This is a genomic window from Pseudomonas sp. CBC3 (assembly GCF_037967085.1).
Classification (GTDB): Bacteria; Pseudomonadota; Gammaproteobacteria; order Pseudomonadales; family Pseudomonadaceae; genus Stutzerimonas.
In genome coordinates, this window is sequence record NZ_JBANEO010000002.1 from 189,556 (window position 1) to 211,041 (window position 21,486).

General features: G+C 61.5%; 23 protein-coding genes. 10 read left to right on the forward strand and 13 right to left on the reverse strand.

What is annotated here, in order from left to right; all coding sequences use genetic code 11:
- Positions 1-45: 45 nt before the first annotated feature.
- Positions 46-750 carry a glutathione S-transferase N-terminal domain-containing protein gene (locus V6943_RS07970; protein WP_340553147.1) on the reverse strand — a complete coding sequence of 235 codons (705 nt, stop codon included), beginning with the start codon at positions 748-750 and terminating at the stop codon, positions 46-48.
- Positions 751-918: 168 nt separating this feature from the next.
- On the opposite strand from V6943_RS07970, the gene V6943_RS07975 reads away from it, so the two are divergent.
- Complete coding sequence (locus V6943_RS07975; protein WP_131651137.1) at positions 919-2,286, forward strand: GntP family permease; 1,368 nt, start codon at positions 919-921, stop codon at positions 2,284-2,286.
- A 73-nt stretch (positions 2,287-2,359) separates the two neighbouring features.
- On the opposite strand, the gene V6943_RS07980 is transcribed toward V6943_RS07975, so the two are convergent.
- From V6943_RS07980 to ccoN, 4 genes are all read right to left on the reverse strand, one after another.
- Complete coding sequence (locus V6943_RS07980) at positions 2,360-3,607, reverse strand: M20/M25/M40 family metallo-hydrolase (RefSeq protein WP_340553148.1); 1,248 nt, start codon at positions 3,605-3,607, stop codon at positions 2,360-2,362.
- Between the two features lie 92 nt (positions 3,608-3,699).
- On the reverse strand, positions 3,700-4,395 hold the full coding sequence (locus tag V6943_RS07985) for an MOSC domain-containing protein (RefSeq protein ID WP_340553149.1): 696 nt from the start codon (positions 4,393-4,395) through the stop codon (positions 3,700-3,702).
- 65 nt (positions 4,396-4,460) lie between these two features.
- Positions 4,461-4,676, reverse strand: coding sequence for a hypothetical protein (locus V6943_RS07990; protein ID WP_340553150.1), 216 nt, complete (start codon positions 4,674-4,676; stop codon positions 4,461-4,463).
- Positions 4,677-4,679: 3 nt separating this feature from the next.
- Positions 4,680-6,128, reverse strand: a complete 1,449-nt coding sequence (gene ccoN, locus V6943_RS07995) for a cytochrome-c oxidase, cbb3-type subunit I (RefSeq protein ID WP_340553151.1) — start codon at positions 6,126-6,128, stop codon at positions 4,680-4,682.
- A gap of 362 nt (positions 6,129-6,490) precedes the next feature.
- Here ccoN and V6943_RS08000 point away from each other — a divergent pair, with 362 nt between their 5' ends.
- Entirely contained in the window at positions 6,491-6,928 is a 438-nt protein-coding gene (locus V6943_RS08000; RefSeq protein WP_340553152.1) for a DUF6306 domain-containing protein, read from the forward strand.
- A 274-nt stretch (positions 6,929-7,202) separates the two neighbouring features.
- The gene (locus V6943_RS08005; RefSeq protein WP_181102032.1) at positions 7,203-7,646 is read left to right on the forward strand and encodes an HIT family protein; all 444 of its coding nucleotides are present in this window, start codon (positions 7,203-7,205) and stop codon (positions 7,644-7,646) included.
- A 192-nt stretch (positions 7,647-7,838) separates the two neighbouring features.
- Here V6943_RS08005 and V6943_RS08010 read toward each other — a convergent pair whose 3' ends face one another.
- Complete coding sequence (locus V6943_RS08010; protein WP_340553153.1) at positions 7,839-9,104, reverse strand: DUF445 domain-containing protein; 1,266 nt, start codon at positions 9,102-9,104, stop codon at positions 7,839-7,841.
- Between the two features lie 141 nt (positions 9,105-9,245).
- Complete coding sequence (locus tag V6943_RS08015) at positions 9,246-9,638, reverse strand: hypothetical protein (RefSeq protein ID WP_340553154.1); 393 nt, start codon at positions 9,636-9,638, stop codon at positions 9,246-9,248.
- A gap of 197 nt (positions 9,639-9,835) precedes the next feature.
- On the opposite strand from V6943_RS08015, the gene V6943_RS08020 reads away from it, so the two are divergent.
- From V6943_RS08020 to V6943_RS08035, 4 genes are all read left to right on the forward strand, one after another.
- Entirely contained in the window at positions 9,836-9,985 is a 150-nt protein-coding gene (locus tag V6943_RS08020; RefSeq protein ID WP_340553155.1) for a hypothetical protein, read from the forward strand.
- 50 nt (positions 9,986-10,035) lie between these two features.
- Positions 10,036-10,257: a hypothetical protein gene (locus tag V6943_RS08025; RefSeq protein ID WP_340553156.1), complete on the forward strand. Its 222-nt coding sequence runs from the start codon at positions 10,036-10,038 to the stop codon at positions 10,255-10,257.
- Between the two features lie 118 nt (positions 10,258-10,375).
- Complete coding sequence (locus V6943_RS08030; RefSeq protein ID WP_181101790.1) at positions 10,376-10,804, forward strand: 3-isopropylmalate dehydratase; 429 nt, start codon at positions 10,376-10,378, stop codon at positions 10,802-10,804.
- Between the two features lie 238 nt (positions 10,805-11,042).
- Positions 11,043-12,029, forward strand: coding sequence for an alpha/beta fold hydrolase (locus V6943_RS08035; protein ID WP_258189919.1), 987 nt, complete (start codon positions 11,043-11,045; stop codon positions 12,027-12,029).
- 122 nt (positions 12,030-12,151) lie between these two features.
- Here the strand turns inward: V6943_RS08035 and V6943_RS08040 are convergent, their stop codons facing one another.
- Together V6943_RS08040 and V6943_RS08045 are read right to left on the reverse strand one after the other, a co-directional pair.
- The gene (locus V6943_RS08040) at positions 12,152-13,150 is read right to left on the reverse strand and encodes a sensor histidine kinase (protein ID WP_340553157.1); all 999 of its coding nucleotides are present in this window, start codon (positions 13,148-13,150) and stop codon (positions 12,152-12,154) included.
- Positions 13,151-13,161: 11 nt separating this feature from the next.
- Complete coding sequence (locus V6943_RS08045) at positions 13,162-13,590, reverse strand: response regulator (RefSeq protein WP_181101784.1); 429 nt, start codon at positions 13,588-13,590, stop codon at positions 13,162-13,164.
- 507 nt (positions 13,591-14,097) lie between these two features.
- Here V6943_RS08045 and V6943_RS08050 point away from each other — a divergent pair.
- Together V6943_RS08050 and V6943_RS08055 are read left to right on the forward strand one after the other, a co-directional pair.
- Positions 14,098-15,039: an alpha/beta hydrolase family protein gene (locus V6943_RS08050; protein ID WP_340553158.1), complete on the forward strand. Its 942-nt coding sequence runs from the start codon at positions 14,098-14,100 to the stop codon at positions 15,037-15,039.
- A gap of 254 nt (positions 15,040-15,293) precedes the next feature.
- A complete protein-coding gene (locus V6943_RS08055) occupies positions 15,294-16,424 on the forward strand; it encodes an aldo/keto reductase (protein WP_340553159.1) in 1,131 nt (376 codons plus the stop codon).
- Between the two features lie 15 nt (positions 16,425-16,439).
- Here the strand turns inward: V6943_RS08055 and V6943_RS08060 are convergent, their stop codons facing one another.
- The 4 genes from V6943_RS08060 to V6943_RS08075 all read right to left on the reverse strand — a co-directional run bounded on the left by V6943_RS08060 (position 16,440) and on the right by V6943_RS08075 (position 20,949).
- Positions 16,440-17,366 (reverse strand): alpha/beta hydrolase, encoded by a 927-nt coding sequence (locus tag V6943_RS08060; protein ID WP_340553160.1) that lies wholly within the window; start codon positions 17,364-17,366, stop codon positions 16,440-16,442.
- Between the two features lie 135 nt (positions 17,367-17,501).
- On the reverse strand, positions 17,502-18,725 hold the full coding sequence (locus V6943_RS08065; protein WP_131651152.1) for an MFS transporter: 1,224 nt from the start codon (positions 18,723-18,725) through the stop codon (positions 17,502-17,504).
- Between the two features lie 176 nt (positions 18,726-18,901).
- On the reverse strand, positions 18,902-19,426 hold the full coding sequence (locus V6943_RS08070; protein ID WP_340553161.1) for an ankyrin repeat domain-containing protein: 525 nt from the start codon (positions 19,424-19,426) through the stop codon (positions 18,902-18,904).
- Between the two features lie 128 nt (positions 19,427-19,554).
- Positions 19,555-20,949 carry a cytochrome B6 gene (locus V6943_RS08075; protein ID WP_340553162.1) on the reverse strand — a complete coding sequence of 465 codons (1,395 nt, stop codon included), beginning with the start codon at positions 20,947-20,949 and terminating at the stop codon, positions 19,555-19,557.
- Between the two features lie 293 nt (positions 20,950-21,242).
- Between V6943_RS08075 and V6943_RS08080 the strand changes: the two genes are divergently transcribed.
- The gene (locus V6943_RS08080; protein WP_181101775.1) at positions 21,243-21,455 is read left to right on the forward strand and encodes a DUF3820 family protein; all 213 of its coding nucleotides are present in this window, start codon (positions 21,243-21,245) and stop codon (positions 21,453-21,455) included.
- Positions 21,456-21,486 lie beyond the last annotated feature (31 nt).

Genomic DNA, 21,486 nt, shown 5'->3' on the forward strand with positions numbered 1-21,486 from the left:
GAGGGTTGCTGTAATAAGCACAGAGCGCTCGGCGGAAAGTCCGTTTCACCCGCGGGGTGGAATGTTCAGACCCTTGGCCACTGCAGGCCTCGCGACAAAGGCGTCCAGCACGCGCTGCACATTGCTGAAACGCTCGAATTCCACCAACTCACGCGCTTCGTAGAAGCCCACCAGATTGCGCACCCAGGGGAAGGTGGCGATATCGGCGATGCTGTAGCGGCCGCCCATGAGCCACTCGCGGCCTTCCAGGCGCTTGTCGAGCACGCCTAGCAGGCGCTGGGTTTCCGCGAGGTAACGGTCGCGCGGGCGCTTGTCCTCGTAGTCCTTGCCAGCGAATTTGTGGAAGAAGCCGAGCTGCCCAAACATTGGCCCGATGCCGCCCATTTGGAACATCAGCCATTGAATCGTCTCGTAGCGGGCCGCCGTGTCCTCCGGCATGAGCTGACCCGTCTTGTCTGCCAGATACAACAGAATCGCCCCGGATTCGAACAGTGTCAGAGGTTTACCGTCCGGCCCGTTCGGGTCGAGAATCGCCGGGATCTTGTTGTTTGGGTTCAGTGAAAGGAATTCCTCCGATAGCTGATCGTTGCTCTCGAAGCTGACCAGGTGCGCCTCGTAGGGCAGACCGGTCTCCTCCAGCATGATCGATGCCTTTACCCCATTGGGCGTGGGCAGCGAGTAGAGCTGCAGGCGTTCCGGGTAGCTGGCTGGCCATTTCTGGGTGATCGGGAAGGCGGATAGATCGGACATACGACGAGGCTCTCCATACGATGAGGAGGTGAGGATAGCCCAGCCTTTGGCGCAGTTGGTCGACCGCCTCGACGGCTCCGAGCGCCACGGACAAGCTGCACTATGCTCAACGCAGCGCAGGTGTCGGCGCCTGTCGCATTCTGGAACCATTACACGAGGCGTTCGATCATGGTGCTGATCCTCATCTTGTTGTTGCTGATTGCCTTCATCGTGTATTCCACGGTGAGCTGGAAGCTGCATCCCTTTCTGGCACTGTTGGCAGCGGCAATTCTTGCCGGCTTCGCCTATCAAGTCCCGACTGCGGAAATCCTCAAAACGGTCGCGACTGGCTTCGGCGGCATCCTCGGTTATATCGGTATTGTCATTGCGTTAGGCACCATCATCGGCGTCATCCTCGAACGCTCCGGCGCGGCGATCACCATGGCCGAAAGCGTGATCCGGCTGCTGGGCGAACGCTTCCCGACCCTGACGCTGTCGATCATCGGCTATCTGGTGTCGATCCCGGTGTTCTGTGATTCCGGCTACGTCATCCTCAACTCGCTGAAAAATGCACTGGCGGCGCGAATGAAGGTCTCGGTGGTGGCGATGAGCGTGGCGCTGGCCACCGGCCTGTACGCCACCCACACCTTCGTGCCGCCGACACCGGGTCCAATCGCAGCCGCAGGCAACCTGGGATTGGAAGATTCGCTGGGGCTGGTGATAGCCGTCGGTCTTCTGGTCTCGGCAGTAGCTGCGCTGGCCGGGATGCTCTGGGCCAACCGCTTTCTCAAGCAGGATGATCGCGAGCTGCTGGACGAAGCCCCCAGCGAGCTGCTCGCCGAGGACGTGGATTTCGATACCTTGCGAGCCCGCTATGGCACCTTGCCCAGCGCCTGGCAAGCCTTCGCGCCTATCTTCATTCCCATCGCGCTGATCTGTATCGGCTCGGTCGTCGCGCTGCCCGGCAGGCCGCTGGGCGAGGGCGTTGTGTTCTCGGTGTTGGGTTTTCTCGGCCAGCCGGTCGCCGCCCTGCTGATCGGCCTGGGCTTCGCATGCACGTTGCTCAAGGGCGAGAACAAGCGCCAGCAGTTCCATGATCAGGTTGCGGCTGGCATCGTCTCCGCGGCGCCGATTCTGCTGATCACCGGCGCTGGTGGTGCCTTTGGCGCAATGCTGAAGATCACGCCGCTAGGCGATTACCTGGGCCAAAGTTTGTCGGCTCTGGGGATCGGCCTGTTCATGCCCTTCATCGTCTCTGCCGCGCTGAAGACCGCGCAGGGCTCCACTACCGTTGCACTGGTCACCACCTCGGCAATGGTCGCGCCGCTGCTCGGCAGTCTCGGTCTGGATAGCGAAATGGGCCGGGTGCTCACGGTCATGGCCATCGGCGCGGGCGGTATGACCGTGTCCCATGCCAACGACAGCTTCTTCTGGGTCGTCTCGCAGTTCAGCCGGATGAAAGTGTCCACAGCCTACCGCGCGCAAACCATGGCGACGCTGGTTCAAGGTGTGGTGGGTATGGCGGTGGTCTGGCTGTTGGGGCTGGTGCTGCTCTGAGGCTTCGCGTTATTCCATAGCAACAAGCCACACCGGAGGCAGGCAGCAGCTTCGGTGTGGCTCGAGCTGCCGACTAGCGGGACTCGTTCTCGCCGGACAGTGTTTTGATCATCGCCACCGTCAGATACAGGCGCGGCGCGATGCTGGCAAGTTCCAGGTATTCCTCGTCCGAATGCAGACCAGCGCCCACCACGCCCATGGTTTCCAGTACGGCTGGTTTGTCGCTGTCCGGCACGTAGGCGTAGCCGGCATCGGTGCCGAAACGCATGGCGATGGGTTCGATGGTCTTGCCGATTTCACCGTAGAGCTTCTGTGCCGTCTCGGCTAATTGATCCGAGCCGGCGTTCTTCGCCAGCGGTGGTCGGCCTTTATCGATGCGAAGTTCGACCGTCGTGTCCTCGATCAATTTGTCTTTGATGATTCGCTGGGCATCGGCCAGGACGCGGTCGTACTCACTCAGATCGGAATAGCGCATGTCGGCTTCGGCGGCGGCGCTGTCAGGAATGATGTTGCGCTTCTCGCCGCCCTTGATCATCGTCCAATTGACCGTGGTGCCCTTGCCCGGATCGCCCAGATCCTTGAGCTGCACCAGTTGATGCGCGAGCTCCATGACGGCGTTGCGGCCCTCTTCGGGTGCCGATCCAGCGTGCGAGGATTTGCCTTTTACCTCCAGCATCACCGCGTTGATACCGTTGGTTGCGGTGGTCACGGCGTCCTTGTCTGGCGGCTCGTAGGAAAAGACGTAATCGTGCTTGCGGGCGAGCTCGGCGATGATCTTCTTCGAACCGGCCGAACCCATTTCCTCATCCGGGTTGAACAGTACGGTGAGGGTGCCGAAGCCATCGAATTGCTCGTCCTGCAGCAGCTTGAGCGCATGAAGGATTATCGCCACCCCGCCCTTGGCATCGGCCACGCCGGGGCCATAGGCGCGTTTCTCATCCATGCGGAACGGCCGCTCGGCGGCGGTGCCTTCGGCAAATACCGTGTCGTAGTGGACCATCAGCAGGAAGTTCGTCGTACCCGAGCCTTTCAGCGTGCCGACGATGTTGTCCCCGGTTGATGGCGTTGCCGGCGTGGTAGTGACCTCGGCACCCAGCGCTTCGAGCCGTTCGACCAGCATCTGGCTGACCTTGGCGAGCCCCTGCTGCTGGCCGGTGCCGGTGTCCACCGCGACCAGCGCTTTCAGAGTGTCGAGATAGGCCTCCTGCTCCGTTTCGGCCTGTTTGAGCAGCGCGCTGGGCTGGAGCTCGACAGCGAGGGCGGGAAAAGCGAACAAGCCGAGCGCGAAGGCGGCGGCGATGGACGAGCGGCGAGCATGCATGGAGGGCCTCGTTCATTTTTGTGGTTATCGAGGATGAGAGGCCCGGCAAGCGCGCATGTTCCGCCAACCAGACGCCGGCAAAGCCGGTTTTGTCAGGTTTCGCTATTCGAGCCGTACAGCCGCTTGCTCCAGTCCTCCACGGTGTGCTGTTGCAGGCGGCGCTCCACTAGCTTGCGCCAGGACGGCACTAATGGCAGTTCGTTCAGTTCATGCAGGGCAGTTTGGTCCAGGGTGCGCTGATAAAGCACTTCCAGTACCCGTGTTAGCGACCAGCGCGGGAAAGGACGGTGTTCGAGGATGAGCAGCTGCCCGGCTTCGAGCGCGCCGGGTTCGAGCACTTTGTAGTACCAGCCGGTCATGCCGCTCTGTTGCACACGCAGCGCCATGTCCGGGATGCCGAAGCGATCATTTAGCTTCCAGCAGGGCTGGCGCGTCTGCACCACTTCCAGCCGTGCTTCGCCGCAGCGCAGGACATCTCCGAGGCATAGGTCCGCCTCGCTGAGCCCCCGGGTGCTGATGTTCTCGCCGAAGGCGCCTGGTTGCTCCAGCAGCGGTAGGGCACCGAGCTGCTCGCGCCAGCGGGAATAGTGTTCGTAGGCATAGTGGTGCACGGCTTTGTTCACGCCGCCATGCACCTTGCGGTCGCCCTGCTCGTCGCCTTCCAGCCCTTCGAAACCCACAGGAACCGGGCCGGCGACCGTGTGCTTGGAGATGGCGCTGCGGGTGCCGGGGCGGGTGTAGGGGACGGCCTTGCCGACCAGTAATTGCTCGATCCTTGCCAGCTGCATTGGCGCTCCGGACGTTCATCGTGAATGGCGCGATTGTGCCTCAAACGCGGCCCGGAGCGCGTCTGTCAGGCCTTCCAGACGTAGGGCGGCTCCGGCTCTTCGGCAGGGCGCATCACCCGTTCGCAGACCAGCCCCGTTTCGGCCGTCAATTGTCGGGCGGCTTCGGGATCGTCGGCGAAGGGCAGCAGGGCAGTCTGCTCCGCGTCGTGGCTGGACAGATTCGTCAGGCTCAGCGCCGCGCCAAGCAGCGCTATCACGGTGAAGAGGATCAGCATTGCCATGGTTTACCCCGCCGTGACCAGATTGGGAATCGGCGCCTGAACGGCATTGTCGCCAGCACGCACGGTGCGCCAGGTGTTGTAGGCCATCAGCAGCATGCCGAAGGCGAACAGCCCGCCGCCGATCATGCGTACCACGTAGCCGGGATGGCTGGCTTCCAAGGCTTCGACGAAGGAATAGGTGAGGGTGCCGTCTTCGTTGATCGCACGCCACATCAGACCCTGGGTGATGCCATTGACCCACATTGAGGCGATGTAAAGCACCGTGCCGATGGTACTTAGCCAGAAATGCGCGTTGATCAGACCGACGCTGTGCATCTGCTCCCGCCCCCAGAGCTTGGGAATCATGTGGTAGAGCGTGCCGATGCTGATCATCGCTACCCAGCCGAGGGCGCCGGCATGCACATGGCCGATGGTCCAGTCGGTGTAATGAGAAAGCGCGTTGACGGTCTTGATGGCCATCATCGGGCCTTCGAAGGTCGACATGCCATAGAACGCCAGCGATACCACCAGGAAGCGCAGGATCGGGTCGGTGCGCAGCTTATGCCAGGCGCCAGAGAGGGTCATCATGCCGTTGATCATGCCGCCCCAACTCGGCGCCAGCAGGATGATCGACATCACCATGCCCAGGCTTTGCGCCCAGTCCGGCAGTGCGGTGTAGTGCAGATGATGCGGGCCGGCCCAGATGTACAGGCTGATGATCGCCCAGAAGTGCACGATGGACAGCCGGTAGGAATAGATTGGCCGCTCCGCCTGTTTGGGTACGAAGTAATACATCATCCCAAGGAAACCCACCGAGAGAATGAAGCCCACCACGCTGTGCCCATACCACCACTGCACCATGGCATCGGTGGCGCCAGAATAGATCGGATAGGACTTGAGCAGCGTCACCGGCACCAGCATGTGATTGACGATGTGCACCATCGCGGTGACGACGATGAACGCACCGTAGAACCAGTTGCCGACGTAGATATGGCTGACCGTGCGCTTGGCGATAGTGCCGAAGAACAGCCATGTGTAGGCGATCCACACGAAGGTGACCAGCAAGGCGATGGGCCATTCCATCTCCGCGTATTCCTTGGAGGTGGTGTAGCCCAGCGGGTAGCTGATCAGCATCGCCACGATCGCCGTCTGCCAGCCCCAGAACACGAAGCTCGCCACGCCGTCGGAAATCACGCGTACCCGGCTGGTACGCTGCACGACGTACAGGGAAGTGGCAAACAGCGCGTTGCCACCGAAAGCGAAAATCACCAGATTGGTATGCAGCGGTCGGATGCGGCCGAAGCTGGTCCAGGGAAGGTCGAAATTCAGTTGCGGCCACACCAGTTGGGCCGCGATGAACACACCCATGCCCATGCCGAGAATGCCCCAGACCAGGGTCATCAGGGTGAACTGGCGAACGACGCTGTAGTTGTAGGTTTCGCCGGACGAGCCGGCAGGAATCACTCGGGACATGAAATTTCCAGATGCACGCAAGGAGGATTTGCAAGGTTTCGTTCAGCCTTTACGCCTCGTGGGCTTCCTCTGCGGGGCCTCGTTGCGAGTCGTGCTTGGCGCCATGCGAGCGCTGAAGGTGAACGCCCGGCAGTGTGATCCTCCTGTTTGGTCTAGGCAAAGGAATAATAATGAACGTTAAATGCATTTATTTTTATTTATCATGTAACCGGCTCCGGATGCTCTAAAGACAAGCCAGCGGCGGCGAAGCAAAAAGACTGCACCGTCACGGCAGGATTTTTCATTGTTGGTCGCTATTGACGTGCGGCTAGCATGGTTGCGGCCAGCTGCAGGCTGATCACCGAAACAAGGAAAAGAAGAAGATGACTGTGGAATCGTTAGGAATCGAGCGGGAGCGCCTGATCGAGGCGCTCGATGAGCTGTTGAGCGCTGAGCGGGCCGGGGCACAGGTTGCCCACGCCAGCCTCGCGGAAGCCAAGGGAGACCTGCAGCGCAGCGTGCTGGCGCAGGTGCATCGTGGCGAAGCCGATAGTTGCCGGCGATTACGAGATTGCCTGCTGATGCTGGATGCCGAGCCGGGGCACGAACGCGGCGCCTTCTACGAAAAATGCATGGCGATCGCCGATCTGGGTGAGCGCCTGGCGCTGGTCGACCGTGGGCAGAAATGGGTGATTCGCAAACTCGAGGCGCTGCTTCAGGACGTCACGCATCCGCAGATTCGTCAGGAGCTGGATGCCGTGCTCCGCACCCATGAAATCAACAGCGATGACTATGCCGCCAAGGCGGAAGAGTTGCGTTAGGCGTATCGCATTTTTTTGTCGAGGCGCATGAGCATGGCGGTACTGCTCCGGCGGCGCACCAGCCATTTCGAGCACACGGTGCGCGGAGCGCACCCTACAGACTTGGCGGGTGCAGATGCTTTTGTAGGGTGCGTTTTGCGCACCAAGTTGCTCAGAGTCTGGATGTTCTGCGCACGAGGTAGACGTGGCTTTGCTATCGGACATCGGTCACGATTCGGTTTACTACTTTCTGACCGATTTGGTCTGCCTTTCCATTCGTCCTGGAGAAAAATCGGTGTCCCTGATCACGCCCTACGACCCACAGAACATCTTCGCTCAGATCATTCGGGGCGATGCGCCTTGCTACAAGCTCTACGAGGATGACGACGTACTCGCCTTTCTCGATCTGTTTCCGCAATCCTTTGGCCATACGTTGGTGATTCCGAAGCGCTCCGCTGCCTGCAATATCCTCGATGTGGATACCGAGGCGTTGGGCAAGGTGATGGCGGTGGTGCAGAAGCTCACCCGCGTGATCGTCGACGAGTTGCAGCCCGATGGCGTGCAGGTGGCGCAGTTCAATGGCGCGCCGGCGGGGCAGACGGTGTTTCATATTCACGTGCACATCGTCCCGCGCTACGCGGGCGAGGGCTTGGGTATTCATGCGGCGGGCAAGGCCGAACCGGAAGCGCTGGAAAAATTGCAGACACGGCTTGTGCAGCGGTTGGCGCAGCGAGCGTAGGGTGGGCTAGGCGGCCCTTCGCTTAACACCGCTATGACCGAGGCGCTTCTGTGGTGGGCTAAAGCCCACCCTACGGCCCACCGAGAGATAGCAAGCCATCAGTGTCTCAATGCGTGACCAATGTCGTAGGGTGGGCTTCAGCCCACCATAGGTAGCCGCGTTGGTGGGCTAAAGCGGAACGCCGCCTGCCACCTAGCCGGCCACCAGCTGCGTCAGTGCATGCAGCACCAGTCCGACCAATCCACCAACCAGCGTGCCGTTGATGCGGATGTACTGCAGGTCCTTGCCCACACTCTGCTCCATCTGCTCGACCAACTCGCGGCTTTCCCAGTTCTCTACACGCTGGGCAATGTAATGGCCGATCTTGCCGCGATAGCGCTCGAGCATTGCCGGTGCGGCCGCCATCAACTGCTCGTTGATCCAGCTGCGCATGGTGGCATCTGCTGCCAGCGAGTCGCCGAGGCCCTGGGTCAGCTTGACGATACGCGTGCCGATGCGTGAGTCCGGATTGTCCAGATCGGTCTCCAGCCAATCGGTCAGCTCTTGCCAGAGCGTCCGGATGTAATCGGTGGTGGCTGGATGCTCCAGCAGTTGAGCGACGATGCGTTCGATCTCTAACCGATAGTCAGGGTCGTGCTTGAGCCGCTCGATGTATTCCCCGACATGCTCGTCGAAACGCTCACGCAAAGGATGCTCGGGATCGTTCGCCACCTCGGCGATCACTGCCGAAACCCCATCGACGAACTTATTCGCCGACCAGCCACCGACGGCCTTGCCCAGACCAAGGTAACGCAGGGTTCGAACCTCGGCGGTGATGGCGTCAGCGACCAGCGCGCGGGTGTCGTCGTCCTGCAATAGCGCGTCGAGCTTGATCAGTGCCTCGTCGAGCATCGCTTGGTGTTTGCCTTGGCGGGTGAGCATTTCCAGCACCTGTCCGCATACCGGTGCGAGGTCGATCTTGCGCACACGGTTGATCAGCTTGGCCTGGACGAAGGCCTGCACACGCTCGTCATGTAGGGACTCGACGCCGAAACGTGCCATGCCGGTGAGCTGCCGGCCGACCGCAGCGGCGTTGTCTGGATGGCGCAGCCAATTGGCCAGGCGCCCGCCAAGATCCAGCGCTTCCAGCTTGGCCAGTACCAGTGGTGTGGACAGGAAATGGGTGGTGATGAAGGTCGACAGGTTCTGCCCGATGCGCGCCTTGCTGCGCGGGATGATCGCCGTGTGCGGGATCGGCAGACCGAGCGGGTGACGGAACAGGGCGGTGACGGCGAACCAGTCGGCAATGGCACCGACCATCGCGGCTTCGGCGAACGAGGCGAGGTAGCCCCAGGCCGGATGACGTGGCTCCATGGCGGTGGCGAAGATGTAGAGCAGGGCGGCGAGCAGCAGGAGCAGGCCAGCGACCAGCTTCATGCGTGCAACCGGTGATTGCCAGCGGCTGTGCAGAGGGCTCATGCGATTCCTCTTGATGGCGGCGGATGATGAAACGAGGCGGTGTCGGCCGGCGGGCCGACGGGTCTGCCCATACAGCACAGACCCGTTTGGGCGGGAGCGGGTTCGATGAGCCCGCTTGTTGCGCGTGGTGAAAGGAGCGGCTTATTCCTCGTCGTCTTCTTCGCGTAGCAGTACGTAGGTGCCGTCAGCCAGGCGCTCGCAGATATAGAACATGGAAATCGTACCGTCCTGCTCGGTCACGGCGGCGTAATCATCCGCCTCGACGGTGAAGTAGCCCTTGGAGTCGGCGCCTGCTTCGCAGGCGAATACAGCGGTGAAGAACGCGTCTTCAGGCATGCCGTCGAAGTAGTCGGCGCGTTCCTTGGCATCCCACTCGGCCGGCGGCTCGAAGTTGCCGGTGATGATGACGCGGGCGTCGCCCATGTCCTGCTCTTCGCCGTCCGGGTCCGATTCGTGGGCGCGGTAGATGGTGCAGCTCAGGGCATTCGCGTCGGCCAGAATGCTGTCGCGCGTGTATTGATGGGTGGCAGGCATGGAGCGGCTCCGGTGCAGGTGGGATTGCGAGGCAGTGTGGTGGAGTCCTTGGGCGGCTGCAATCGCAAGTTGAGCGGGGCGGCGGATTCTTTTTGTCACGGCGTGATGAGCGACCGCCGGCAAGCGCACGGATGAACGCCCTCCAGCTGGGACGGTTCCAATTGATAGAACCCATCGGGCCATATAACGAGGTCGCCATGAACCAGAACCATCAGGATCACTCCGAGCACGAGATGCTCACCGAGGAGTCGCCGGACGTCACCATGACCGATAGCGGCGAGAAGGAGCCGGGCGAGGATCCGGACTTCGACGACAGTGAAATCGACGGCGACGAAGATCGCGGCTGACCCGATCCTTCGGGCGCAGCTGAGTCTGCGCTCGCTACTAGGAGCGTTCCATGGACAAATATCACGTAAACCCCACCCCGATGGGCTGGGAGCTGACCAACCCGCAATCCCAGGAGACGTTGCTACGTACCCTGACCAAGGATGAAATGCTGAGCGAACTGGACCAGTTCATGGCAGGCAAGACGGCTTCGGTCGAGGTTTACAGGCGCGACGGAGGGCTCGAGGAAGAGCGGCCTTATCCCGGTAGCAGCCATCCGATATCGACCCGCTAGCAGACTGTTGAAGAATTACTCCAGCGGCCTGCTAGATAGCGATCGCAGCATCTTTTACGCACGGCGAGCGAGCAAACCTGTCATACCATCACCGCTTCGCTTATCTGGAGAAACCCGTATGCGCTTGCTCCTTGTCCTCGTTCCTCTTCTGGCTCTGGCCGGCTGTTCGTCTTGGCAAGCTGACCCAGAAGACATTAAACCCGTGCCGCAAGAGCGCTTGCGCGGCTATCAGACACCCGTCGCCAATGGCGGTGAGCTGGTGGTGACGCGTGATTTCGGCCTGCGTGGGGGCGGGTGCTACGTGGCGCTGATGGTGGACCGCAAGCTCGCCGCGCGCGTGCATGTCGGCGAGCAGGTGCGGTTGCAGGTGCCGGCGGGGATGCGCATTGTCAGCATCGAGTCCGATCCGGAGGACGATACCCTGTGTGGCAAAGGCAATCTGCTGCGCGAAAAGGCGGCGCGGGTCGAGACGGGCGAGACGCTGCACTTTCGCATCAGTGCCGACAATCGTATTGGCTTCGACATCCAGCAGGTCGAGGTCAAATAGCGACTCCTCGCCAACGCGGTAAACGTCCAGGTTGCCGCGTTTCACATGGTGAAATAATCGCCCTGTACCCTCGACGAACCCTTACGCGGCTTCTGGACTCCCATCTAGTCAGACCCGTTGTGCTTGAGCCTTGCTGGCCAGCTTTTGCTGTCGCCACGGCTCCCAGCGAATCCCAATGACCTCGCGGCGCGCTGCCGCTACAAGGAGTCGATGCGTGAAGAAAGTCATGCCCTCGTTGATGTTTGCCGCCGGCCTCGCGCTGGTCCCCTCGCTGCATGCCGAGCAACGGCCGGTCTATGGACCGCAGCTGGAAGGCTTCAGCTATCCGCATCCCATCGAGCGCTACGAGTTCTCATCGCAGGAGAAGGCGCTGTCCATGGCTTATATGGATGTCGAGCCCGAGGGAAAGGCCAATGGCCGCACCGTTGTGCTGCTACACGGCAAGAATTTTTGCGCCGCGACTTGGCAAGAAACCATCGCGGTGCTTTCCCAAAATGGCTACCGGGTGATTGCGCCGGACCAGATCGGCTTTTGCAGCTCCAGCAAACCGCAGGGCTATCAGTTCAGCTTCTCTCAGCTGGCGCATAACACCCAGGCGCTGCTGCAATCACTGGACGTGGATCGGGCCACCGTTATCGGCCACTCAATGGGCGGCATGCTGGCGGCGCGGTTTGCGCTGAACTATCCGAACATGGTCGAGCAGTTGGTGCTGGTCAATCCGATCGGCCTGGAAGACTGGCAGGCCGAAGGCGTGCCTTACGCGCCGATCGATCAGCTGTACCAGGGCGAACTGAAAACCGACTTCGACAAGATCAAGGCCTATCAAAAGAAGTTCTACTACAACGGCAACTGGAAGCCCGAGTACGACCGTTGGGTGAACATGCTGGCGGGCATGTATGCCGGGGAGGGCAAGGAGATCGTTGCCTGGAACCAGGCGCAGACGTCAGAAATGCTCTTCACGCAGCCGGTTATCCATGAGTTCGAGAAGATCAGCATGCCGACGCTGTTGCTCATTGGTGGCAAGGATCGCACCGCACCCGGCGCCAACCGCGCGCCCGAGGAAGTGGCGCAACGCCTTGGCAACTACCCGGAGCTGGGCCGGCAGGCCGCCGCACTGATTCCCGATGCCACGCTGGTCCCATTCCCCGAGCTTGGCCATTCTCCGCAGGTCGAGGCGCCGCAGGTGTTTCACAAGGCGTTGCTGAATGGGCTCCGGGCGCGCTGATTGATTGTTGCGCTGGCAGCGCGTCGTGCTGCCAGCACTGGCGAACGTTGCGGCCATCGCAACTGTGCCTGGGTCAACTGCCTTAATGAGTAACCGCTACGCTGTCGTCCCGCGTCCGGCGCTCAGTAGGGAAAGCTGATGGTGACCTGCGCGCCGTTCTGGTTGCGCCGGGTGACGGTCGCCTTGAAGCTTCGCGCCAGCGCCCCGATCAGCTCCATGCCCTTGGCTCCGCCGCGTGGGACGTCGTCGGCGAGGGCTTCTTCGCTGAAACCACGGCCTTGATCGGCGACGCAGATTTCAGCCATTCCCGGCCCGGTCTGCTTGACGGTGAGAAACACGCGATCCACTCCGCCGTGCTTGATGGCATTGATCATCAGCTCATTGACGATCAGACCGAGGTTGGAAGCGGTCTGGAACGGGACCTTAACGCTCTGCGCCTCGGTCACCAGTGTGGCGCTTTCGCCGCTCTCGATGCTCAAAACATTGCGTGCCAGATTGGGCAGGTATTCGGCGAGGTCCACCGTACCGCTGCTGTATTTGTGCAACTCGTTCTGCACCGCGCCGACACCGTGAATGCGGCTGATCGCACCCTGTAGCAGGGTCTTCGCTTCATCCCCGCGGGCGCGGTTCTTGGATAACTGCAGGAAGGAAATGATCAGCTGCAGGTTGTTTTTGACCCGATGGTTGAGCTCTGCCAGCAATACCCGCTGGTGCTCCTCAAGGTCGCGCTGCTCGGTGATATCGATGCAGCTGCCGAAATAACCAGCGAATTCGCCATTGCGAAAGAAGGGCGCGCCGTTGTCCAGAAACCAGCGGTAAACGCCATCGCTACGGCGCAGCCGGTAGGGCATGGTGAAGGACTCACGGGCATCGAAGGCATTCGTATAGGTTGCCACGCAGCGGTCGAAATCCTCTGGATGGACGTCGTCCGTCCAGCCATAGCCGAACAGTTGTTCTTGAGTCTTGCCGGAAAAATCCTGCCAGGGTTTGTTGAACCAGTCGCAGAGCTTGTCTGTGCGTGATCGCCAGATCATCACAGGGGCGTTGTCCGCCAGTTCGCGAAACTCGCGCTCACCCATGCCATCGATCTGCCCGATCGCAATGCTGTCCGTTTGGTTCATGTTCCGGGTCCTTAACAATCGCTGGCGCGGCCAGGGGAAAAGATTTCCAGTGAAGCCGGCACGCGTATCGGCAACACCGGGCCGCCATTGAGCATCGCCTGCGCGATGCTTACGCTGAGCGCCAGGTCGCCTGGCTCGTACGGCTTACGCAACAAGCCTAGCGCGGCATCGGCGTTACTGCGCGCCGCCTCGAGCTGACCACTGACGAACACCGAGGCGATACCGTGCAGCTTCAGCAGGCTACGGGCGAGCGATATGCCTTCATCATGTCCTGCAAGGTTGATATCGACGAGTGCAATGTCGGCGCTCTGGGTTTCGGCGAGGGCCATGGCTTGCTCGTCGTCATAGGCAGGACCGACGATCTGGTGACCCTCGTCCTCCAACGCTGAGGCGGCTATCAGCGCGAGAATGGGATCGTCTTCAACCAACAGGATACGCATGGCTTCCTTTTCGATATCGAAGGAGAGTGGCAACCGTCCTGTGGCCTCATGTACTGGCAGACGGCAGGGCGCGAAGTGTAGCAACGACAGCGCGCCGGACGTGACCGCTGGCTGCTGCGATGATGGCCACTTAGAGGGCGGATGATGGCACCAGTTCCGTGAAGGTTCGCTAGCTGGTGATGTTTGCCGTGTGCGCGGATTTGGAAGTCCGTCGGCGTCCTTCGGCAGCCTTTATAGCCGCGTTCTGTGCCTGAGGCCCAGGCCATGCTTTGCTTGCTATGGTGGGCTGAAGCGGAGCGCCGCCCGGCCCACCCAACTGGCATCTTCACAAAGAGTAGGGTGGGCCGGACAGCGCCTTGCTTAGCCCACCAGAATCTCTATCTCGCCATCTTGTAGCGGCCGGTGCGGTGAGAGGCGGCTGTCGTCCCAACAGGTTCTACGGCTGTGCTGGCCAAAATCTGCCCGAGCGGGCAAGGTTGCATGAGGCTCACGGAGCGACGATCAGCTATGCCCAAGCACATCTTTCTGCCGTGCCGCGATGGTTATCAGCTCGCCGCGCAACTCTGGCTACCGCCGGGCGAGGCGCACGGCTCGGTGATCGTCAGTAGCGCGACCGGCGTGCTGGCGCGCTACTACGCCCGATACGCCGGCTTCCTGCGCGAGCAGGGCTACGCAGTGCTGACCTATGACTACCGCGGCATCGGTGGTTCTCGGCCGGCGAATTTGCGCGGCGCAGGCATCCGCTGGCGCGACTGGGGCGATTACGATTTCGATGCGGCCGTGCGCTGGATGCGCCAGCGCGACCCGGACGGTCTGCTGGTTGCGGTGGGGCACAGTATTGGCGGCTTCATGCCGGGTTTTGCCAGGGCCGCGACCGAGGTCGATCGCTTTCTCAGCGTCGGTGCGCAATATGCCTACTGGCGTGATTATGCTCCCGCGCAGCGCTGGCAGATGTTCGCCAGATGGCATCTGTTCATGCCAGCTGTGACCGCGCTGTACGGTTATTTTCCCGGACGGCGGCTGGGCTGGCTGGAAGACCTGCCCGCGGGTGTCGCCCACGAATGGGCGTTTCGCCGGGCCCGGTTGGAGGCCAGCTATCCATTAAACGAGCGCGACGAAGTACTGCAGCGCTTTGCGGCGATTCGTGCACCGATTCTGGCGGTCAGCGTGACTGACGACGAGTACGGAACCCCTCCGGCGCTTCGCCGTGGCCTCGATTACTACCGGAACAGCCACAGGCAGCACGTCCAACTCAACCCAGCGGCGTTGGGCATGCAGAAGGTCGGGCACTTCGATCTGTTCCGTGAGCGGCACCGCGACGGCTTCTGGCAATCGACGCTGGAGTGGATCGGCACGGGCCACAATCCCTGGCCGCTGTTCGAAGCCCTTGCGCCTGAGTCGCCTATTCCCGTCGAGCTTGTTACCGACCCCGTTGCCGATCCGGGTTGATGCATAGGAGACATAGTCCAATTGCTTCCGTGCAAACCTCTTGGTGCTCCATGAATTTATGCACGCGAACGTGCAGCTTTCGCTCACTCCGTGGTGGCAGATAGAAAGCCGACTAAGCAGGTGCCTGTTGGGTGCTTGCCATCGGCAGATTCGGATGAATGAAACGGCTCAGGGAAACCCTCGCAAGAACCTAGGGTCGCTAGACAGACGCCCTTCCTTTTGGCGGCTGTCTATCAACGCTACGGAGGTTTCGCATGTACCGTCGCTCCTTTATCTCGACCGCTGCGCTAGGCGGAATTGGGCTCGCCTTGTCGCCTATGCTGGCGTATGCCCAAGCGCGGACCGACAGCACACAGGCAAGCCAGTCGCCCAATAGCCTGCCGATGAACAGCGGCAATCATGAGCGGTACCGGCCGTTGTATCGCTTCGGTCTCGGTGGTGCGATCGGGCTGGGTGATATGCGCCGTGAGATGTCCGAGCAGCAGGCGCTGATGTTGTTGCAGGAGGCCTGGAAACTCGGGGTTCGCTACTACGACACTTCACCCTGGTATGGTCTCGGGCTCAGCGAGCGACGGCACGCCATGCTGCTCTCTGCTCGAGAGCATGACGCCTACATACTGTCGACCAAGGTAGGCCGTCTGCTGAAGCCTGAACCCGGCTATTCCCACGACGACTGGAAGGGCGTCAGCAATTTCAACTACGAGTATGACTACACCGCAGCCGGTACCCGCCGCTCCATTGAAGACAGCCTGCAGCGCATGGGCGTGCCCAGCCTGGATGTGGTGTTCATACACGACCTGTCGCCAGACAATGTCGACATGGGCGAAGGCTGGAAAGAACACTTTGAAGTGGCGGTCAAAGGTGCAATGCCAGAGCTGGTAAAAATGCGCGAAGAGGGACTGATCAAGGCGTGGGGCATGGGGGTCAACACGTTGCCGCCCGCGCTTGGTGCCATTGAACGGTCAGATCCGGACATCATTCTTTCCGCTACCCAGTATTCACTGCTCAAGCACAAGGATGCGCTGAACCAGTTATTTCCCGCGGCGGAAAAACAAGGCGTCTCGATAGTCGTCGGAGCGCCGCTCAATTCCGGGTATCTGGCTGGTAATGACTATTTCAATTACAGCCAGGACGTACCGCCCGAGATTCAGCACAAGCGTGAACGCTATCGTCAGTTGGCCCGCGAGCACCAAGTGGATCTGCGTACTGCGGCGTTACAATTTGCCAACGCACCCTCGGTGGTATCGGCGATCATTCCCGGCGCAAGTAAGCCCGAGCATGTGCGTGAGAACGTAGCATCGATGTCCGACCAGGTGACGGTCGAGTTCTGGTCGGCAGCCAAACAAGCCGGGTTGATCGAAGAGAACGCACCGACTCCCGGTTGACGATGCTGCGGCGCTTTAGCCCGCCGCGCCTGGTGCGCGCGTCGCCGTATCGCCTGGCTTATTGCCGCTGCCACTGAGCAACTCGTCCAGAGCCCTGCGATAGGACTGCCGGCCAAGCCGCATGCTGTTGTTGTGGGTGCCGCCCTCGATCAGCAGCAGGCGTTTTGGTTGCTGAGCGGCGTCATAGAGTTCTTTGCTGAAGCGTGCCGGCACGTATTGATCGGCCGTGCCGTGCACCACCAGCAGAGGCATGCCGACTTGGTCGATTTTGTCGATGGAATCGAACTTCTGCGAGAGAAGCCAACGGATTGGCCAGGACGTGTCGGCCACTTCGGTGGCGATGTCGGCCAGGTTGGTAAAGGTGGACTCGATGATCAGAGCGCGCGCGGCCGGTGCTTCCTCGCGGCCAAGCTCGGCGGCTAGGTCCACGGCTACCGCTCCGCCCAATGAATGGCCGTAGATCAGGCGCTTGTCAGCATCGGGCTGAAGCGTTTTCAAGTGATCCCAGGCGATGCGCGCATCTTGGTAAACGCTGGCTTCGGACGGAAGCTCGCCAAGGCTTTGGCCGAAGCCGCGGTAATCGATGGCCAGTATCGAAAAGCCTAGCGAACGAAGCTGCTCGAGGCGAAACAGATGGCCGGTGAGATTCCAGCGCGAGCCATGCAGATAGAGCACGGCAGGCGCGTCGACCTGCTCGGCCGGCCACCACCAAGCATGGATGTTCTGGCTGTCGCCGAACGCCGGCGTGGTCAGTTCCAGCTCCTCGACGCTGTCCGGCAGCCCGCGGTACCAACTGGCGGTGCCGGGCTCGATGCGGAACACCAGTTCGCGCTCCTTCTGTTCGAGCATGGAACAGCCGACTGGCAGCAGGGCCAGCAGTGCTGCCATGACCAACGAGGCGAACATTCGGGTTCGGGTGCGAAACAACGGGAATTGCGACATGACGGCTCAGGTTCCTCCTGCTGAGCCGGCATTGAGCGTGCGGTCTGCCGGCTGCGCAAGCGGCGGGCGACGGGAAGTCTTTACCGAAGATTACGGCGCCGTTCGGGTTGATCGCCTTGTCAGTGACTTGGCCGCTCAGTCACAGGCCGCCGCCACGCTAGCGCCATGCGCCGGTTCGTTCCGTGCCGTCCAGGCCCACCAGAACACCAGCAAACCAGCCGCTCCGGTCGCGGCGCCGATGTAGCCGGTCGAGGTCCAGCCGAGCCCGGCGCTGATAGCCAGCCCGCCAAGCCAGGGACCGAGCGCGTTGGCGATGTTGAATGCGGCGTGGTTGGAGGCCGCTGCGAGCGTTTGCGCATCGGCGGCGACGTCCATCAGATGCGTCTGCAGCGCTGGCGACAGAGAAACCATCGTGCCCACCGCGAAGGCCGCCGGCAGGATAGTCCACAGCGAGTGCGCGGCGAAGGGGAACACCAGCAGCACCGCGATACTCCAGAGCAGCAACAAGGGAATCGCCTTGAAGCGCAACCGATCGAACAGCCAGCCGCCAAACAGGTTGCCGATAATGCCGCCCAGGCCAAAGGCAGCCAGGCCCACGGGGATCCAGCGTTCGCTGACGCCGGTGACCTCCAGCAGCGTTGGCGCCAGATAGGCGAATACGCAGAACATCCCGGCAAACCCGACCGAGCTGATCGCCAGCGCCAGCCAGACCTGCTTGCGGTTGAAGTCACGCAGCTCGCGCATCGGGTTGGTGCGTGGCTCGTCGCGGTCGAGCGGCAGGAAGATTGCCACCAGCAACACCGTCAGCAGCGCGATCAGCCCCACCAGCCCGAATGCCCAGCGCCAGCTGAGCCACTGTCCGAGCCAGGTTGCGATGGGGTTGCCGATCAGCATGGCGATGGTCAGCCCGGCCAGTACACGGCTGACCGCCTTGGCGCGCTGATCCGGCGCCACCATCGAGGCGGCTACCAGCATCGCCACGCCGAAATAGGCCCCGTGGGGCAGGCCGGCGATGAAGCGGAACAGCATCAGTGAGTGATAGTCCGGCGCCATGGCGCTGGCGAAGTTGCCCAGCGCGAAGAAGCCCATCAGCAACAGCAGCAAATGCCGGCGAAACAGCCGCGCGCCGAGAATCGCCAATAGCGGCGCTCCGACCACGACGCCCAGCGCATAGGTGCTGATCACGTGGCCAACTTGCGGCTCGCTGATGCCTAGGCCCTGCGCGACGTTGGGCATCAACCCCATGATGGCGAACTCGCCGGTGCCGATGGCGAATCCGCCCATGGCCAGCGCCAGTTCGATCAACAGGATGGCGCGCGGCGAAAAGCGCTGCGTCGACGGATTGGCGTGCGCCGTCATGGTTGGCCTCGGGTGGTATTGGGGAAGCGCGGGATTATCCCGATAAGGCGCCCGGAAGGGGAGGGCCGCCGATAATCGATTCAGAACACAGAGATCGAACGGCGGCGCGATGGTTCAACGGCGCGCCACGGACCGTCGTTCCCGGCGACCCGTAGAGAGCAGAAATGCAGTTGTCGTTAGCTGCCGATCTTGCTCAGCAGCGCGTGGGTATCGGCGGCACCCATCAGCGCCGCGGCGGCGAGTGGCGTGGCGCCGTTGTTGTCGGCAGCGTTTGGGTTAGCGCCTTGGGCAATCAGGTACTCGACGATCTCGGTGCGGTTGAACATCGCGGCCATCATCAGGGCAGTCTTGCCATCGGGCGATGCGCCCTCGACGTCGGCGCCATGTTCGAGCAGCAGCTTGATCATCGCCAGATCGCCCTTGAAGGCCGCGCCTGCCAGGGGTGTCTGGCCCTTGTCGTTGCGCAATTGTGGATCGGCTCCGTTTTCCAGCAGCACGCGCGCCGCATCGCGATGCCCATGGTAGGCGGCAAGCATCAACAGACTGTCGCCGTTGTGGTTGCGAATATTCGGTGGCAGGCCCCGGCCGAGGAGGTCGGCGAGGCGCGCGGCGTCTCCTTGACGGGTGCTGTCGAACACCTGCTCGGCAAAGGCGAGGGCGGCGTCGTCCAATTGGGGCTTGGGTTTGTCGGCTTGGCTCATGCTGGCTCCTCGAATATGCGCAACCGCTGGCCTCGATTGGCCAGCGGTCGCCATTGTGCCAAGCGCTGCGCCGGTTGGCGTGCTTGCATCGGCTATCCGGCGCATAGACCGGTTTTATCGGTTGGTGTTCAAAGGGTGCGCAGGAAGGCCACCAGATCGGCCTTCTCGTCCTGATTCAGACCGCGTTGCAGCACCAGGTTGAAGAACTCCACCGTATCGTCCAGCGTCAGCAGGCGCCCATCGTGCAGGTACGGCGGCGAATCCTTGATGCCGCGTAGCGGGAAGGTCTTGATCGGTCCGTCGCCCACCGCCATCACCCCGTTGTATTCCTGCGGTTCGTAAAAGCGCTCGGTCTGCAGGTTATGCATCAGATGGTCGGTGTAGTAGGGCGGCACGTGGCAGCTGGCGCAGGCGCCCTTGCCGTGGAATATCTGCTCTCCACGCAGTTCCTGCTCGCTGGCCTTGGCCGGATCGAGACGGCCTTCGACATTGAGCTTCGGGGCCGGCGGGAAGTCGAGCAGGGCCTGGAACTCACCCATGAAATGCACCTGGCTGCCTCGATCGAGCACGTTCACGCCTTTCTTCGCGGCCATGACGATATCGCCGTCGAAGTAGGCTGCGCGCTGCTCGAATTCGGTGAAGTCCTCAACCGTCTTCAGCGCCCGCTGCGAGCCGAATATCTGCTGGACGTTAACACCGCGCAGGGTCGGGGTGTCGATGCGGTGGCGGAATTCCTGTGGCCGAACATCGCCCGCCAGGTGAGTGGAGGCGTTGGTGTGACCGTTGGCGTGGCAATCGAAGCAGGCGACGCCCGTATGCGGATGCTCGCTGCGACGGTCGTCGGTGGCGTTGAATTGCTGTTGCGGAAAAGTCGTGACCAGCAGCCGCAGGCCTTCCAGTTGCTTGGGATTGAGAATGCCGTTGAACATCTCGAAGTAGTTGCGGATGTTCACCAGTTTGCCCTGGGACACATCGCCCAGATCCGGTCGGGTGGTGAGATAGATCGGTGCCGGGAATTCCGGCAGGAAATGATCGGGCAGATCGAAATCCAGATCGAAACGGGTGAGGTCTCGGCCCTCGATTTCGTTGACCTCATCGATCTGGAACTGCGGAAAAACCATGCCGCCTTCGGGATGGTTGGGATGCGGCAGAGGCATGAAGCCGGCCGGAAAGCGTTTCTGCTGGCGAATCTGCTCGGGGCTGAGCTTGGCCAGTTCCTCCCAGCTGCCGTCCGCCAGCTTGACCCGCACGCCAGTCTGGATCGGCTTGCCGCGAGCCATGGTGACCTCATCATCGGGCGTGTCGCTGAGGTCGTAGCGCTGCTCCAGCAAGCTCATGTGGGTTTCGCGGATTGCCGGTTTTTCCGCTTTCATGCGCTGCATGATCGAGTCGAAGTGCTCGGTGATTCTCACCGGATGGTAGCTGGACGGCTTTTCGCCCTCGGCCCCATGTACTACGCAAGGCAGAACGAGGGTGGCGCCGAGCGCAATGGCCAGGCGCAAGGGAGCGCTGCAGGTCTTCATTATTGTTTTCCTCACGGGCTGGTAGGTATTGAAGGCCTAGAAGCGAATCGCAGCGTGGGAAAATAGGCTCAGGCTATTGGGGCGATAGACTCTTCACTATGTAGCGGCAATGTATGCGCGCAGCGCACGGCTGCCGTGAGCTAAGTGTGTTTGATAGCGCATTGCCTTATAGCCGGATTAGGGAACATTGCATCTTTTATGCAGAAATGATCCAAGCCAAAGGTGCCGTAACGGATCTGTCGAAGCCGGGTGGCTGTGGCAATATCCCGCTCCCGCCGAAGCGAATGCCGTACATGAAACCCGAAGATCTCGAACGTCTGGTGACCCAGACCATGCCCTACGGCAAGTACAAGGGGCGACTGATCGCCGACCTGCCGGGCAACTACCTCAACTGGTTCGCCAGGGTGGGTTTCCCGCCGGGGGAAATCGGCCAGTTGCTGGCGCTGATGCAGGAGATCGATCACAACGGCCTGTCGCCCCTGCTCGAACCGCTACGCCGACGCTAAACCTGTAGAGCCGAATTTATTCGGCCGGTTC